The sequence below is a fragment of the Allobosea sp. NPDC055332 genome (assembly GCF_053645455.1).
The window spans coordinates 1,604,937-1,620,230 of the sequence record NZ_JBSHMO010000002.1 but is presented as its reverse complement, the minus strand read 5'-3'; the positions used below and the strand labels follow the sequence as shown (position 1 = coordinate 1,620,230).

Here is a 15,294-nt window from a genome sequence, read left to right as displayed (position 1 = left end):
CGCGAGGCGATCTTCGGCAACCCGCAGCACCCCTACACCAAGCGATTGCTGGCGGCGGTGCCGATCGCCGATCCGGCGCGGCGCCTGCAGAAGCGTCCGGTCTCGAACGACGAGATCAAGAGCCCGATCCGCCCGGCCGACTATGTCCCGCCGGTGCGCCAGTACCGCGAGGTCTCGCCCGGCCACGCCGTCATGATCTGGGGCGAGGAATGGGAAACAAAACCCGTCATCGCAAAGGTCGCCTGAGAAAAAGGCGTTTTGATCTTGCAATCCGGGGCCGCGAGAGTGTCTCGCGGCCTTGAACGCGTATTGAGTTGAAAAGTCAGTAAGCCGGCAAATTAAAGTCGCCGAACGCTGGGGTTTATCTCGGCACCTTCCGGACGCTCGCTTAACCCTCTCGATCAGCCTCCCTTATCGGGTGCCGAGCCGCTATTGACATAAGCTGCTGGGTTACTAGCATTTGCTGCAGCGGGAGAGATCGTTCCGGCTTTCGGGCCGGCGCGACGCCGACGGAGCAACCGCCCCGGAAACTCTCAGGCAAAAGTACCGCTGCCGAAGATTGAGACTCTGAAAAGCAGGACGGCAGTCCTGCGCCGATGGTGAAAATCGCTCGCCCAATGACTGGGCGCGATGAAGCTCTCAGGCCAATGACAGAGGGGGTGCTGACGACCCGCATGGAGCGGGCAGGAGCACCTATGAGCACATCCGACATCTCGCGCGTCGCCGTCATCGGCGCGGGCATTACCGGCATCACCACGGCCTATAATCTGATCCGGCGCGGCTGCGAGGTCACGGTCTTCGACCGCCAGCCCTATGCCGCGATGGAAACCTCCTTCGCCAATGGCGGCCAGCTCTCAGCCTCGAATGCCGAGGTCTGGAACAGCTGGGCCACGGTCCTGAAGGGCATCAGATGGATGTTCACGCCGGGGGCCCCGCTGCTCGTCAATCCCAGGCCGTCCTGGCACAAGCTGTCCTGGATGGCGCAGTTCATCGCCTCGATCCCGAACTATGAGGAGAACACGCTCACCACGGCGCGTCTGGCGATCGAGGCCAGGGCCCATCTCATGCAGATGGCGCGCGAAGAGGGCATTGCCTTCGACTGCGAGGAGCGCGGCATCCTGCATTTCTACCACGGCAAGGCGGAGTTCGAGGCGGCGGCACGGGTCTCGGCGCTGCTCGCCAAGGGCGGGCTCGAGCGCCGGGCCGTCACGCCGGAGGAAATCCGGGCGATCGAGCCGGCCCTGAAGGGCGAGTTCTACGGCGGCTTCTACACCCCGTCGGATTTCACCGGCGACATTCACAAATTCACGGTCGGTCTAGCCGACGCCTGCGTGCGGCGGGGTGTGCGGATGCGCCTGTCGAGCGAGGTCCTCTCGATTGAGCACGACGCCGCCGATGCCGTGCAGGTGAGCTGGAAGCCGGTGGAGGAGGCCGGGGAGGCCGGCGCGCAGGTCGACCGGTTCGACCGCATCGTCATCTGCGGCGGCGTCGCCTCCCGCCAGCTCGCTGCCCATCTCGGCGACCGCGTCAATGTCTACCCCGTCAAGGGATATTCGATCACGGTCGATCTCCCCGAAGCGTCCGACCAGCAGGCGGCGCCGTGGACCAGCCTGCTGGATGATCGTGCGAAGATCGTCACCAGCCGATTGGGAGCGACCCGCTTTCGCGTGGCGGGCACCGCCGAGTTCAACGGCTACAACAAGGACATCCGGGCGGCGCGGATCGAGCCGCTGGTGCAGTGGTGCCGCCGGCATTTTCCCGGGATGAGCACGCGCCAGGTCACGCCTTGGGCCGGCTTGCGCCCGATGATGCCCGACATGCTCCCGCGTGTCGCGCGCGGGCGAAATCCGCGCGTGTTCTACAACACCGGGCACGGCCATCTCGGCTGGACATTGTCGGCGGCGACGGCCGATGCCGTTGCGGCGCTGGTTACCGCGCGGCGGAACGTCGCCTGAACTGGTCTCCGAAGCCGGGCGTGTTGGCGCTGCTGCGTCCAGGCTCGCCCGGTTTCCGGGGCAGCACCATGCTGGAGGAGAGAAGCGCGAGCCCAGGATGGCCGATTGCTGCTTCGATACGCGCTTCTCATTCGATGATATCACCTCTGCGGGGAGCGGCGGTTTCTTGCGCTGGTCTCCGCCCTGCTCTCTCCCGCTTCGTCAGCCCGCGACATGAACTCAACCCCGACACCCAATAACGGCATTGTCGTCGTGCCCGGAGAGGCCACCGGGCCGATCGTCGTCCTCACCGAACCCTTGAGCTTCTGGGGCGGCGTCGATCCGGCGACGGGGGCGGTGATCGACGTGCATCATCCCGCGCATGGCGTCTGCCTCGCCGGCGCAATCGTGTTGATGCCGACGAGCCGGGGCTCCTGCTCGGGTTCGGGCGTGCTGCTCGAGCTCGCGCTCTCGGGCCGAAATCCGGCTGCGCTGGTCTTCGCCGGCGCGGAGGACACGCTGACGCTCGGGGCCATCGTCGCTTCGGAAATGTTCGGGCACCGCATCCCGGTCGTGCGCCTTGCGGAGGAAGCCTTCACTGTGCTGTCCCGCGTGACGGAGGCGACGATCGCCCCGGGCGCGATATCGGCTGATGGCGGGCGCGTCCGGATACCACTTGCCACGGCGGCCCATGGCGGGCTGCAGCTGTCTACGGCCGATCGCCGCAAGCTCGATGGGGGTGAAGGAGTCGCCATCCAGCAGGCGATGCGCATCGTCTGCGCCATGGCGAGCCAGCAAGGGGCGACTGAGCTGGTCGACGTGACACGAGGCCATGTCGATGGCTGCATCTATGCCGGCCCGGCCAACCTGGTCTTCGCCGAGAAGATGGAAGAACTGGGCGCGCGCGCTCGCATCCCCACGACGATGAATGCGATCTCCGTCGACCACGCGAACTGGCGCCAGCAAGGCGTCGTGCCGGCGTTCGGCGAGCCTGCGGCCCGCCTCGCCGACGCCTATATCCGCATGGGGTGCCAGGCGAGCTTCACTTGCGCGCCTTATGGCCTGCCGGATCCGCCGGGTTTCGGCGAGACGATCGGCTGGTCGGAGTCGAATGCGGTGATCTTCGCCAATTCGGTGCTCGGCGCCCGGACCGCGAAGCATCCGGACTTTCTGGATTTCTGCATCGCGGTTACCGGCCGAGCGCCCTTGGCCGGAGCCTTCCTCGACGAGGGACGGCGTGCACGGCGAGTGGTCCGGGTGGAGGTGCCGGCGGACGCGGACAGCTCGGCCTGGCCGTTGATCGGCTATCTCGTCGGCCTGGCCTCGCCCGACCGGATTCCGCTGATCACCGGTCTTGCGACCGTGCGACCGACGCTGGACGATCTCAAGGCGCTCTGTGCCGCCTTCGGTACGACCTCAGCTGCGGCCATGCTGCACATCGAAGGCATCACGCCAGAGGCGGAAAGTCTCGGTGGCAATGCCGAAGATGAAGTCGTCCTCACACGCGCGGACCTGGCTGCCGGCTGGCGCAAGCTGAATGACGGGCCGGCTGGTGTCGATCTCGTCGCCATCGGCAGCCCTCACGCTTCCCTCGATGAATGCGGGGCGGTCGCGGAGCGGCTTGGCGGCCGACCTCTTGCGGAGAATCTCTCCGTCATCATCACAGCCGGCAGGGCAGTCGTAGCGGCAGCACAGGCCGATGGAACGATGGCGAAGCTTCGGCAAAGCGGCGTCGAGGTCATCTCCGATCTCTGCTGGTGCTCGATAACGCGCCCGGTTTTCCCCGAGCAGGCGAAGGTGGTCCTGACCAATTCCGGCAAGTATGCCCATTACGGGCCGGGACTTTCGGGCTGCATCGTGAGGCTCGGGACGTTCGAGAACTGCATCGCGGCTGCGCTGACGGGTTCCTCGCCTGCCCAACTGCCCGGCTGGCTCTCCTGAGATCTCGTTGCCGCCAGCGCCGATCGCAATGAAACGGCGATCCGCGCTTGGCTCATTCCGTCGAGTCGAAGTCGTCCTCCCTGGCGTTCAGAAGCGCGACCAGCGTGTGCAGGCCGAGATCGAGCTGCTCCATCGTCGGCGTCGCCAGCGCCAGCCTGACCGCGTTCGGCGCATGGCCGGGCGTCACCGTAAAGGTGCTCGAGGGGGTTAGCGCGATGTCACGCCGCGCGGCGGCGGCAACGAAACTTTGCGAACGCCAATAAGCCGGCAGCGTCAGCCACAGATGATAGCAATTCCGGTTGGCCTGGATCTCGAAACCGGAGAGGCGCTCGGCTGCGAGTTCCTGACGCGCGCGGGCGTCAAGGCGCTTCAGCCTCGCGAGCTCGGCGATGGTGCCGTCGCTCATCATCCGCTGCGCGGCGGCGAACGCAAAGCCCGACGCGGTCCAGCCCCCGGAGCGCACCGAGGCGGTGACGCTTTCGCGCAGGCGCAGCGGCACCACGACGAAGCCCAGCGTCAGGCCGGGCGCAACCTTCTTCGAGAGGCTGTCGATGACGAGGCAGGACTCCGGCGCGAGCGCCGCCAACGGCGGTTCCCCGTCGAGGAAGCCGTAGACATTGTCCTCGATGATCGTCAGGCCGAGTTCCTCGACAACTCGGAGCAAATCCGCCCGGCGTGCCGGAGGCATTGTCATGCCGAGCGGATTCTGGACCGCAGGCTGAACGTAGAGGGCCGAGAGCTGGGCCTCGCGATGTGCCTTCTGCACCGCGTCCGGCCGCATGCCGTTCTCGTCCATCGCCAGCGGCACCAGCGTGATCCCCAGGCGGGCTGCGATCCCCTTGATGAAGGGGTAGGTCAAGGCCTCGACGCCGCAGCGGCCACCGGTCGGAACGAGGGCGGCGAGCGCTGCGGCGACGGATTGGCGCCCGTTGCCGGTGAAGATCAGCTGCTCGGGCGCGGGGGACCACCCGCCTTGTGACAGGAACATGGCTGCTGCGCTGCGAACGGCCGGCGTTCCGACGCTCGTCGCTTGCCTCAACGCGGCATCCAGCGCCGAGGATTCCTCGAGCGCGGCCAGGCTCTTCGCGATGAGCGCGATCTGCTTGGGAAGGATCGGATAATTGAACTCGAGATCGATCCGGGTGCCGGTCGGCTCTCCAGGGGGCACGACGCCGCGCCTGGTCTCGCCCGAGACGAAGGTGCCCCGGCCGACCTCGCCGACGACGAGGCCGCGGCGCAGCAGTTCGGCATAGACCCGGCTCGCCGTCGAGACGGCGATCTCGTGCTCATAGGCGAAGTTGCGCTGCGGCGGCAGGCGCTCGCCCGGCCTCAGCCTGCCGTCGGCGATGTCCGCAGCGATTGCGTCGGCCAGCTTCAGGTAATCGGATTTCGACATTTATTGCACCGAGTACAATGTTTTTATTGCTCCGATAAATGTATCGGATCATTTTGCCCGCATCAACCCAGTTGCACTGGACACATGCAGGTTACGACCGCCGGCGGCCACCACGCCGGCGCTTGGAGGCGCTTGTTGCCGACACCTGCCCCGGTGCATCCAGCGGAGGCAAAAATGTCTGCATTCCTGCCTGCCATCGCCCACCCCGTTCCGGCCAAGCGTGCCGAGGCATGGCTCCACCTGCCGGGCACGCTGTTCCGGGCGGTCGCGCGCTACCTCAATCACCGCGCCGCCATCGCGGACCTGCGCGAGTTCGACGAGCAGGCGCTGCACGACATCGGCATCACCAGAAGCCAGATCGAGGCGGCCGTGCGAGGTCGGATACCGCATATCGGCGGGGAGAGGTTGTGATGACAGCGCGCACTGTCCGGAATGATCACAACGACTCGGCAATCTTCCAGCCGACATAGCCGAGCAGGGCGAACCAGCTCAGCGCGACGGCGGCGATCGCGGTGCCGAGGATCGCGCTGACGAGCCCGTCGCCAGAGTGGCGTTCCTGGGCGGTGTCGATGGCGATATCGGACAGTTGCGGGCTCAGCTCCCTTGCAGCCGAGCGTCCAGCACCATGCTCGCCGAGCCGGTAAGCCGACGCTGGCTGTGTCATCGAGCCCTGGATGCCGGCCTGCGCAGCTCTGACCGGGCTGCGCCATTGCGCTCGCCCCTGGACCACAGTGGCGTGCCGCGAAGACGTGGCGGGAGAAGCATCGTACTTTGACGATATCCGGCGCCCGAGCCTGATCATCGGGCGTTCGACCGCTCGATAGACGAACCAGGACAGCAGCAGGGTCGCGCCGGTGCAGACCAGCATGGTGGCGATGTCGCCGAGCTGTCCGGTCAAGGGCCGGACGCTATAGACGGCGGCGTTGACCGTCCCGTGGAACAGGTACATCGAGTAACTGATCAGCCCCATCCGCGCGAGAAGGGGGAACCGCGGCTGGTTCAGCCCGATGGCTGTGAGGAAGACCGCGAGGGCAAGGATATAGGCACTCAGGACGGGCCTCAGCCCTTCCATGATGAAGTTGTCGCCGCGCGCCAGTGAGACCTGCGAGACCGAGAGCAGCGCCGCGAACTGTGCCAGTGCGAGGACCAGCGTTGCGAGGCGCGCGCTCCGTATCCGTTCGACCAGCCAGAGCCGCAGCAGCAGGCCGAGGAACAGGAAAGACAGATGCATGCCGAGATACTGGATCGGCAGGTCGACGACGCCGCGCGTACGCAACTGGATCGGTATTGCCGTCGCGGCGATCAGGGCCAGGCTGAGGATGAGCAGGATGCCGACATGCTTCAGCCTGCCGACGAAAAACAGCAGCGCGACGAGGATGTAGAAGAGCAGCTCGACGAACAGGGTCCAGTGGATCGGCGAGAGCCAGGGCTGGCCGAAGAACGGCGGCGCCATGGTCAGGTTGGCCAGCACGGTCACCGCCCTCGGCATATCTCCGGAGAACCAGCCCACCGTCGCGAGCATCGCCAGAGCCAGCCAGAACGCAGGGTAGAGCCGAAACAGCCGCGATATGGCGAAATGCCTGAGCGGCCGCTCACCGCCGATGCTGAACGGCACGACGAAGCCGCTGATCAGGAAGAACAGCGCCACGCCAAACCGGCCGAGACTGACATTCTGGACGACCGATTGCGCGAACCCGCTCAGCGGGCCGGTTGCGGCAGGGGCTTGCCTCAGCAGATCGCCGAACATGTGCTCGATCATCACGGCAAGCGCCGCGATCGCTCGCAAGGCGTCGAGATTGGCGTAGCGCTGTCGTGCTGTGCCGGCACTCATGGCTGGAGACCCAGCGCGCGACGGGTCGCTGCGTCGAAGCCAGGCCCGGTCTCGTTCTCGGCGAGCGCGAATCCGCCAACTCCGGCATAGGTCCAGCACGCCCAGGCGAAGCCGTGCGCCTCGGCGAGCTCGCGCATGTCGCGCAGCCAATGCTCGCGCGCGGTCGCGCCCTTGGGGGTGCTCTGATAGGGCGTCCTGTGCACGCCGAACTCGCCGAGCAGGACGGCATGGGCCGGCAGGCCGCGTGCGACGCGCCAGGCGCTCACCTGCTGGAAGGTCCGTTCGAGGGCTGAGCGATCGAAGCCGGCATAACGCGCAAGCGTTCGCTTTGCCTGTCGCGCCTGCTCCAGCGCGGAACCATCGAGACCGAGGCTGTCGATACGCCGTTGGGTCGCCGCGGCCATCGCCTCGGCCGATCGCGGCGCCGGGTAGGCGATCGCGTCCAGCGCATAGGCGGGATTGCCGCGCACACCCTGATGGGTGAACTGCCAGGGCGAATAGTCGTGATAGGTGTAGATCAGACGGCCATCATCGGCGAACGGGCGCGTATCGATCGCGGCCAACGCCGCCGCGGCGTTCATCGAGCCGCCGCCCAGCACGAGCGGCAGCGTCGCCGAGCCGCGGCGCGCTGCACGGTAAGCGGCCTCGAGCATGGATTGCCAGGCTGATTGCGATACTTCCGGCTCGTTCATCAGCTCGAATGCGAGCCTTGGAGTGCCGGTGGCCGCCTTCTCCTGGACGAGTCGCTCCAGACGGTCGGCCAGGCGCTGCTGCAAGGCCAGTACGGCGCGGAACCCGGCCGTATCGACGCCCGCAGTCAAAGCGGCTGGCCGGTAGGCGGGATTCATCGCGCTCGGATGCAGGTCGATGATCACGCCGAGATCGGCGTCGATGAGATCGCGAACCGCGCCGATGAGTCGTTCCTCGAGCCCGTCGCGCGCCGCCCCGGCGAAGGCCAGGAAGGGACCGACATCGACGGCCAGGCGGACGAAATCGAAACCAGCGGTCCGGATCGCCCGCCGCTGCACCTGATCGAAGCGAAAGCGCGGGCCCGAGAAGGGCGCATCGCCATAGGAGCCGTCGGCCTCGACCTCGGCCCAGCCCCATGCGTGCGAGACGCCGATGCCGCGGCGAAACATCGGGATGTCGCTGCCGGAGCCGCCTGCGGCTCGCAGCTCTCCGAAGGAGGCGAGCGTCGCGAGGCCGGCGATCCCGCCAATGACGGAACGGCGGCTGGTCACGACGCCATCCCCCAGTCGCCGTCCGGCCCAGGATAGCGCGCCGTCAGGGCGCCATCGAGGATCCTCATATCGTCCCGGCCCGCGAAAGGCGCGGCAAGGCCCCGCAGCGAGGCCTCGCGAAGTGCGGGAGCGATGGTGCGCGACGGCACGAAGCGGACATCGCTCCAGCCCTCCGCTTCGAAACCACGCACATAGTCGGCGGGACGTTGCCGGTTCGGCTGCCCGGGAAAGCGGAAGAGCCGGTAGATCGGCTCGGGATAGCGATAGATGTTGTTCGGGTCGCGCTCGCGGATCCAGCGCGAATGTGTCTGCAGGTCGATGATGTGGACGCTCTCGCAGCCCGGCCGGGCGATCCATGTCAGGCCGGCTATCGCCTGCGCCGGGTTATCGTAGTGCTCGAAGGCGGCACAGCTGACGATCAGGTCGAAGCTCCGCCCTTCGGCCAGTCGCGGGATGTCGAAATCCCGCCCGACGGCATAGCCGAACTCGCGCGCGCCGGCCGTGCGGGCGATATCCAGGGCGCGCTCCCGGTCGGCCCTACGGCCGTCGGGGAAGCGGTCGAGCAGCCGGTCATAGAAGGCCGGGTCCTCACCGTCGGCGAGATCGAACACGTCGATGGCGTGATAGGATCGCGCGCCGAGCGCGAGGAAGAGCACGCCATTGCCGCGTGATGCGCCGGGGCTGAGCTCCAGCACGTCGCGCCCGCACAAGTCGACGTGCGGCGGCAGGAAGCGCCGCAGCGAGCCGAAGATGTCGAGGAGATAGGCGATCTTCCCTTCGACATCCGACTTCGCCACATCGTTCGGCGTGGTGTAGCCGTGCAGTCTGTTCTTGCCCCAGGCCAGGCCGAGGAAGCCGAGGCCGAGGAGCTTCATTTCGAGGTTTCGCAGGGCGGGCGTCATCATCGGCCTCCGAATTCGACTCGTGTGCCGAGGCCGGCAACGTCGCGACGCGCGCTGCCCGGCCGCCAATCGAGGAGCGCACTCTCGTAGACGTCCATTGTGCGCTCGACGATCGCGCCCCATCCGAAGGAGTCGAGGACCTTGGCGGCGCGCTCCGCGCCTTCGGCGAGGTTGGGTGCAGCGAGCCTCAAGCGCATCGCATCCGCGAGCGCGTCGATTTTGCCCAAGGGGAAATAGCTGTCCGTGCCGAGATTCAGCGCGAGATTGGCGTCGATATCGCTGGCGAGGCAGGGCGCTCCATGGCTGAGAGCCTCGAGCAGCACCATCGGCATGCCCTCATGGCTCGAAGGCAGAACGAAGAGGGCCGCGTGCCGGTAGAGCTGGGACAGCGCCTCGCCGCGCTGGAAGCCCGCCATCACCACGCCGGGCGTCGCCGCGGCCGCCGCCTCGACCTCGCGCTGATAGCGCCCGGCGTGATCGGCCGTGCCGGCGATGACGAGCTTGAGCCCGGGATCGTCCAGGCGCGCGAAAGCCCTGATCAGGTCGAGATGCCGCTTCTCTTCGACGATCCTGCCGACGCTCAGCACATAGCGGCCCGGCGTGACCTCGATGCGATCGAGACAAGACGTGTCCAGCTTTGGGAAAGGGTTCTCGACGCCGTTCGGGATGAAGATCGCGCCGACGCTGAACTTGCGGCGGACGCTGTCGACGATCACTTTCGACACGCCGATATTGGCATGGGAGAACAGCATCCCCATCGCTTCGCCGGTCCGCAGGATGGACCTGGCGAGAGGCCCCCATTTCTGGCGCTCGTAGTCGAAGCCGTGATGCGTCACCACGACATGGAGGCCGAGCAGGCGCGCGAGCGGGGTCAGCAAGGCAGGCCCGATCGCGTGGATATGCACCAGGTCCGGGTTTCGCCCGGCGGCGACGATGAGGCCCAGGGCCGTATGCGCCAGTGCCTCGAAGCTGCGCGAGCGCGGCGCCCAGACGGGCGTCACGGTGACGCCTTTCCAGGTATAGGGCCGCCGCGAGGGCAGGTAGGGCGCACGGCCGAGCACTTCGACGCGCCAGCCGCGCTCGGCCAGGCGAGCCGAGATCGCCGCGACATGGGTTTCGACCCCGCCCTGAATCTCGGGCACGCCGCGCAGGCCGACGAAGATCACGGTTCGTTCCGGCGACCTTGCGCCGATGGGCGGGATCAGCGTGTACATCAGCCGAGCGCCTCGTAGAGAGCTAGGGTGCGGTCGCGGTATCGGTCGGGCGAGAGCTCCCGGCTCACCCAGTCGCGACCGGCCGCGCCGAGTTTGGCGCGTGCGGTGGGCGCAAGGCTCGCAAGCGCGACGAGTGCCTCAGCCAGCATCCCGACATCGCCCGGTTCCACCAGGAGCCCGGTCTCACCATCGGCGACCAGTTCGGGAATGCCGCCGATCCGCGTGCCGATGACCGGGCAGCCTAGCGCATAGGCCTCGAGAACGCTGACGGGCGCGTTCTCGTACCATTCGGAGGGCAGGACCAGCGCGCGCGCCTCGCCGATCAGCTGTTGCAATGCCGGCTTGCCGAGATGGCCAGTGAAGGCGACGTCGGCGCCAAGGTCTTCTGCGAGCTTGCGCAGAGCCTGCTCCTCGGGGCCGCTGCCGGCCACCACCAGGCGCTGGTGCGACAGCGCAGCGGCACGCACGAGCGTGGCCAGCCCCTTCTCCGGCGCGAGCCGCCCGGCATAAACGAAGTAGTCGCCTTCGTGGGAGGCCAACGCATACTGGCTCGCATCGATGCAGTTCGGGATGTAGGCGATGCGGCTTGCATCCCATCCCCACTCGACCAGCTTGTCGCGGTAGAAGCGGCTCGGGGCGATCAGGCGGTCGATCGTGTCGCGATAGAGGCCGAGACTGCGGTGAACCAGCGTCTCCAGAAGGACGAGCCCGCTCACCACGGCCGACTCCTTGACGCAGCGATGGAGCAGGACGTTGTGGATCCGGCCGCCATGGCAGCGCTCGCAGACGCGGCCCTGGCTCAACATCTTGTAGGCCGGGCAGGCGACCTTCAGATCGTGAGCCGTCATCACCAGCGGCACGCCCTCGGCCTTGAGGGCTCCGAAGATCGATGGCGAGATATGGTGGTAGACGTTGTGGGCGTGCGCCACGGTTGGCGGCGCCCGCCTGATCAGGGCGCGGATCTTCCGGCGAGCTTCCACCGAGAAGATGATCTTGGCGGCCTGCCTCGCCTTGGTGATCGGCCCGACCGCTCCACCATACTCGATCTCGTCGACGAAATAGTCGGACCAGGGGCTCGGCAGATTGGCGGGATGTCGCATCGCGAACGGTACGACCTCCCAGCCGGTCGCTTCGAACAGCTCGATATGGTCGAGGAAGACGCTCTCGGCGCCGCCTCGACGATAGAAGTAGTTGTTGATGGCCAGGAGCCGCCGTGCGCGCGTCATTTAGCCTGCTCCTGCAGCCCCATGCGGTCGAGCGCGGCATCGACGGTCAGCACCTGGCAGCCGCGCGCGAGTGCATAGCCGACCAGCAGCCGGAAGCTCGGCGGTGTGCAGCCATAGGGCGTCGGCCTCGCCGCGATGTCGTGCGTGAAGAAGATCAGCCAGCCGGGATCGGCGACCAGCGCGTCGATCCAACGCGCAAGGTCCAGGACACGCTGCTGTGGCTGCCGGATCTCGACGGCGCGCAGGAAAGTCGGGTCCGTCGGGCCGCGATTGACCCCCTCACCACCTGCCCGGCAGGTGCGGAAGGTGCGCGCGAGGATCGCCCGCTTGCCCAGTGAGCCGCTGTTGTAGGGATAAGCGAAGTTGCGTCGGCCCGGTCGCGGGTCGATCACGTCGAGATAGCGCGCATTACGGGTCAGGTCATCGACCAGGGCATCGCCGCCGACATGCCGCAGATCGCGATGCGTATAGCTATGGCAGCCGATCTCGTGGCCGCGAGCCGCGAGCTCACGGCATCCCGCCTGGTCGATCAGGGTGCGACCCGGCTCGACGCGCCCTTCCAAGCCGCCGGAGATGTAGAATGTGCCGCGCACGCCGTCCGCTTCGAGGATAGCCGCGCCAACCTCGAGGGCGGAGGCGGGTACATCGTCGAAGGTGAAGGAGACGATCGGCTCTGCTGTCGGCACCTGCATGATCTGCCATGGCGCGGCCCGGAGCAGCCGGTTCTCCAGGCGGCCGGCGAAGCGGTCGATCAGGCCCGACAGGCGAGTGATGCGCTCCGGCGGGGCCGGAATCGTGACCGCGCTAGACATGGGCCGGCTCCATGCCGTGACGATGATTTGCCGGCTCTTTGATTTCGTGCGCATTCGCCTGGAGGTGCAGGCCGAAGATCGCGACGACCAGCATGAACCAGATCAGGCTGCCCGACTGGAAGAACAGGCTCTCGACGCAAGCGACCAGGATCCCATAGAGCCAGATCCGCACGAAGAAGCGCGTCAATGCGGGATCGTTCTCCGTGGCCTCAGCCCGGGCAATGTCGCGCAGCGGCAGCCAGACGAGCAGGACGAGCGTCAGGACGAGACCGGGAATGCCCGTGGTGATCGCCAGGTCGAGATAGGCGTTATGGCCGTTGAAGGCGGCGAACGCCCAGCTCGCCGCGGCGCCGCCCTTGTGGACCATTTCGTCGGTCTGCCAGAACAGTTGGAAGCCGTAGCCGGTCAGCGGCTTGTCCATGGCGGCAGCGGCGCCGATTTTCCAGATGTCGGTGCGGTTAGTGAAGGTCGGATCGATGCCGAGATGGGCGACCAGATCGCGCATGGCCGGAGACACCGAGCAGCCGATCGTCAGGATATTGACGGCTGCGATCCCCAGGACGATCAACGGGGTGCGGGCGGCACGCCAGCGTTCGAAAATCCAGGCGATGGCAAGGATGCCGGGCAGCGCTGCAGCCGCGGATTTTCCGCCGGTCTGGCTCAGGAACACGACCGCCAGCAGCGTCGTCACGGCGCCGACGATCCGGCGGCCGGTGCTGAACAGGTAGAGGCCGGCGAAGCTGATGATCACCATTGCCGCGGCGGCGACGTTCTTATGGGCGAAATGGCCGCGCCAGAGCCCGGCATTCATCGGCTCGCGGACTTCGCTGGCCTGATGGACCGCGAGCTGCGGCATCAGCGTGACGCCAAGATAGGCGAGCCCCAGCGCGCCGAGGCAGCAGGCGGCGAGCATGCCGGCGAACTGGCGCTCCGAGCGTGGCAGCAGCAGCAGGATGCTGCCGTTCGCGATGGTCAGTGTCGCCAGGACGACGCGCTTGAGCGCCAGGTCAGGTTGCGCCGATAATGCCGAGACGAGTGCGAACCAGAGCAGCAGCACGATCAGGAGGCCACGCGGGCGCGCGACGAGGTGGCGCGCCGGCGAGTAGAAGACCGACACCCACAGGGCCGCCGTCAGGCAGAGATAGATGATCTGGTTGATCGTGTTCGACTTCCCGGTGGCGGCGGCGTTCGCGTCGGCTGCCGACAGGTCGATGAACGGCGTCAGCGTGACCAGGTAGAACAGCAGCGTCGCCATGAAGAGCAGCGCTCCGGCGCTACCGGCTGTGCCGCGCATGTCGTTCGCTTGTGTCATGGGGCTGCGCTCCTGCCGGGCCGGACATCGCGGAGATAGCCGAAGGCGATGAGCAGGCTCGCCGAGAGCAGCAGTCCGAGCGCCATGCCGGCCGCCGCGGCGACGAGCGGACGGGGCGGCCAGGTCGAACGCGACGGAACGGCTGCGGCCGTGATCACGCGGACGTCCGTGGCGTCGATCTGTTGCCGTTGGGCGGCCTCGCCCGCCCGGGTCAGGAAGGTCTGGTAAAGCGTGGCCTTGGCGCTCGCCTCGCGTTCGAGTTCGCGCAACTTCACCTGGGCCTGGTCGTCGACCGAGACGCTGCCACGCAGCAGGTGTGTCTCCCCGCTCAGGGCGTCGAGCGCGGTTCTGGCCTGATCGACCTCGATGCGGGCCGTGCGCCGCAGCCGCTCGGTTTCGGATCTGATCGCTTTGGCCAGCGCATCGGCTTCGGTCAGCACGCTCGCCAGGGAGGGATGGCGCGGTCCCAGGGTCTTGGAGAGCACCGCGACCTGCCGGCGCAAGGCCGCCTCGTCGGCGAGCAATCCGGTCAGCGTCTGCGATTGGACACCACCGCCTTGCACGCCGTGCTGCGAAACCGCGCGCGAGACCTCGTTGTAACGCGCCTCCGCCTCGGCCAGCCGCGCCTTGGCGTCGGTCAGCTTGGCGCTCATCCGTTCCAGAGCCTCTGCGCTGAGCGGCTGCCTCGAGGAGTTCTGCTGCAGGCCATGGGCACGGCGGAAGGCTTCGACGCGGTCTTCCGCCTCGGTCGCGGCCGTCTTGATCTCGCCGAGCCGGGCGCTCAGCCCCTGCGCCGCACGCCCGATCCGCTCCGCATCGGCTCGCACGACTTCGTCGCGGAAGGTTTCGGCGACGGCGTTGGCGAGCCGCGCCGACAGGGCCGCTTCGCTCGTCCAGACCGACAGCGACACGACATAGGACCGCTCCTGACGGGAAACCGTGATGCGCCTGGCAAGCACCGCGGCAAGATCGGACGCGTCGGCGGATCGTTGTTGATCGGAAGCGCCCAGTGATCCGAACAGTGGCGGTTTGCTGGTGAATTCCGGTTCGGTTTTCAGGGCGAGCTCGTCGACGACCCGGCGCAGGACGTTGCCTGAGGAGATCATCCTCATCTTGCTCTCGACATCCAGGATCTGGCTGTCGCTCTGAACATTTGCCGCATAGAGATCGTTCGGAGCGATCAGCAGGTTGGACGGGGCTATGGTCAGCTCCGTCGTCGCGGTGAAGCGCGGCGTCAGCAGAAATGTGACACCGACAGCCGCAACAGCGCCGATGAGTGCTGCAATCGGCATCCAAAACCAGCCGCGCTGCAGCCAGCCAAGGACCTGGGTCGCACTGATCACGCGGATCGGTGTGGGCGCCAGATCGACGGCGCGTGGATAAGGAACATCATCCTCGCGCCGCATCTTGCTGGTGTCGGTGGTGAGGTACATGGCGTCCTGCGTCAGTGGGGGTGCGCGGTTGCCTCGGACGGCACGGAGCGCC

At 67.1% G+C, this 15,294-nt stretch carries 13 protein-coding genes and 2 riboswitches; of the genes, 4 read left to right on the top strand and 9 right to left on the bottom strand.

Annotated features, from left to right (window positions below; genetic code table 11):
- From ACWIGM_RS16335 to lhpI, 3 genes are all read left to right on the top strand, one after another.
- A partial coding sequence (locus ACWIGM_RS16335; protein ID WP_454026961.1) for an ABC transporter ATP-binding protein occupies positions 1-246 on the top strand: 246 nt, incomplete at its 5' end.
- A 213-nt stretch (positions 247-459) separates the two neighbouring features.
- Positions 460-559: riboswitch (glycine riboswitch) on the top strand.
- Positions 560-662, top strand: a riboswitch (glycine riboswitch).
- Positions 663-710: 48 nt separating this feature from the next.
- A complete protein-coding gene (locus ACWIGM_RS16330; RefSeq protein WP_454027019.1) occupies positions 711-1,955 on the top strand; it encodes a D-amino acid dehydrogenase in 1,245 nt (414 codons plus the stop codon).
- Between the two features lie 213 nt (positions 1,956-2,168).
- On the top strand, positions 2,169-3,875 hold the full coding sequence (gene lhpI / locus ACWIGM_RS16325) for a cis-3-hydroxy-L-proline dehydratase (protein ID WP_454026960.1): 1,707 nt from the start codon (positions 2,169-2,171) through the stop codon (positions 3,873-3,875).
- Positions 3,876-3,927: 52 nt separating this feature from the next.
- Here lhpI and ACWIGM_RS16320 read toward each other — a convergent pair whose 3' ends face one another.
- Entirely contained in the window at positions 3,928-5,271 is a 1,344-nt protein-coding gene (locus ACWIGM_RS16320; protein WP_454026959.1) for an aminotransferase-like domain-containing protein, read from the bottom strand.
- Positions 5,272-5,445: 174 nt separating this feature from the next.
- Between ACWIGM_RS16320 and ACWIGM_RS16315 the strand changes: the two genes are divergently transcribed.
- Entirely contained in the window at positions 5,446-5,682 is a 237-nt protein-coding gene (locus tag ACWIGM_RS16315) for a DUF1127 domain-containing protein (RefSeq protein ID WP_454026958.1), read from the top strand.
- A gap of 25 nt (positions 5,683-5,707) precedes the next feature.
- Here the strand turns inward: ACWIGM_RS16315 and ACWIGM_RS16310 are convergent, their stop codons facing one another.
- The 8 genes from ACWIGM_RS16310 to ACWIGM_RS16275 are packed head-to-tail and all read right to left on the bottom strand — an operon-like array spanning position 5,708 to position 15,242.
- On the bottom strand, positions 5,708-7,102 hold the full coding sequence (locus tag ACWIGM_RS16310) for an acyltransferase family protein (RefSeq protein WP_454026957.1): 1,395 nt from the start codon (positions 7,100-7,102) through the stop codon (positions 5,708-5,710).
- Positions 7,099-8,343, bottom strand: a complete 1,245-nt coding sequence (locus ACWIGM_RS16305; protein ID WP_454026956.1) for a glycoside hydrolase family 5 protein — start codon at positions 8,341-8,343, stop codon at positions 7,099-7,101. Before ACWIGM_RS16305 ends, ACWIGM_RS16310 begins: the two co-directional genes overlap by 4 nt.
- Positions 8,340-9,245, bottom strand: coding sequence for a hypothetical protein (locus ACWIGM_RS16300; RefSeq protein ID WP_454026955.1), 906 nt, complete (start codon positions 9,243-9,245; stop codon positions 8,340-8,342). Before ACWIGM_RS16300 ends, ACWIGM_RS16305 begins: the two co-directional genes overlap by 4 nt.
- Complete coding sequence (locus tag ACWIGM_RS16295) at positions 9,245-10,459, bottom strand: glycosyltransferase family 4 protein (protein ID WP_454026954.1); 1,215 nt, start codon at positions 10,457-10,459, stop codon at positions 9,245-9,247. Before ACWIGM_RS16295 ends, ACWIGM_RS16300 begins: the two co-directional genes overlap by 1 nt.
- Complete coding sequence (locus ACWIGM_RS16290; protein ID WP_454026953.1) at positions 10,459-11,685, bottom strand: glycosyltransferase family 4 protein; 1,227 nt, start codon at positions 11,683-11,685, stop codon at positions 10,459-10,461. The genes ACWIGM_RS16295 and ACWIGM_RS16290 overlap by 1 nt, the downstream gene beginning before the upstream one ends.
- Positions 11,682-12,497 carry a polysaccharide deacetylase family protein gene (locus tag ACWIGM_RS16285; RefSeq protein WP_454026952.1) on the bottom strand — a complete coding sequence of 272 codons (816 nt, stop codon included), beginning with the start codon at positions 12,495-12,497 and terminating at the stop codon, positions 11,682-11,684. Before ACWIGM_RS16285 ends, ACWIGM_RS16290 begins: the two co-directional genes overlap by 4 nt.
- A complete protein-coding gene (locus tag ACWIGM_RS16280) occupies positions 12,490-13,809 on the bottom strand; it encodes an O-antigen ligase family protein (protein ID WP_454026951.1) in 1,320 nt (439 codons plus the stop codon). The genes ACWIGM_RS16285 and ACWIGM_RS16280 overlap by 8 nt, the downstream gene beginning before the upstream one ends.
- Entirely contained in the window at positions 13,806-15,242 is a 1,437-nt protein-coding gene (locus ACWIGM_RS16275) for a GumC family protein (RefSeq protein ID WP_454026950.1), read from the bottom strand. The genes ACWIGM_RS16280 and ACWIGM_RS16275 overlap by 4 nt, the downstream gene beginning before the upstream one ends.
- Between the last annotated feature and the right edge of the window lie 52 nt (positions 15,243-15,294).

Bases quoted from the DNA above. Each gene is read 5' to 3' on its own strand.
- lhpI (WP_454026960.1), top strand. From the start codon at position 2,169: ATGAACTCAACCCCGACACCCAATAACGGCATTGTCGTCGTGCCCGGA.
- ACWIGM_RS16320 (WP_454026959.1), bottom strand. From the start codon at position 5,271: ATGTCGAAATCCGATTACCTGAAGCTGGCCGACGCAATCGCTGCGGAC.
- ACWIGM_RS16315 (WP_454026958.1), top strand. From the start codon at position 5,446: ATGTCTGCATTCCTGCCTGCCATCGCCCACCCCGTTCCGGCCAAGCGT.
- ACWIGM_RS16310 (WP_454026957.1), bottom strand. From the start codon at position 7,102: ATGAGTGCCGGCACAGCACGACAGCGCTACGCCAATCTCGACGCCTTG.
- ACWIGM_RS16300 (WP_454026955.1), bottom strand. From the start codon at position 9,245: ATGACGCCCGCCCTGCGAAACCTCGAAATGAAGCTCCTCGGCCTCGGC.
- ACWIGM_RS16295 (WP_454026954.1), bottom strand. From the start codon at position 10,459: ATGTACACGCTGATCCCGCCCATCGGCGCAAGGTCGCCGGAACGAACC.
- ACWIGM_RS16290 (WP_454026953.1), bottom strand. From the start codon at position 11,685: ATGACGCGCGCACGGCGGCTCCTGGCCATCAACAACTACTTCTATCGT.
- ACWIGM_RS16285 (WP_454026952.1), bottom strand. From the start codon at position 12,497: ATGTCTAGCGCGGTCACGATTCCGGCCCCGCCGGAGCGCATCACTCGC.
- ACWIGM_RS16280 (WP_454026951.1), bottom strand. From the start codon at position 13,809: ATGACACAAGCGAACGACATGCGCGGCACAGCCGGTAGCGCCGGAGCG.
- ACWIGM_RS16275 (WP_454026950.1), bottom strand. From the start codon at position 15,242: ATGTACCTCACCACCGACACCAGCAAGATGCGGCGCGAGGATGATGTT.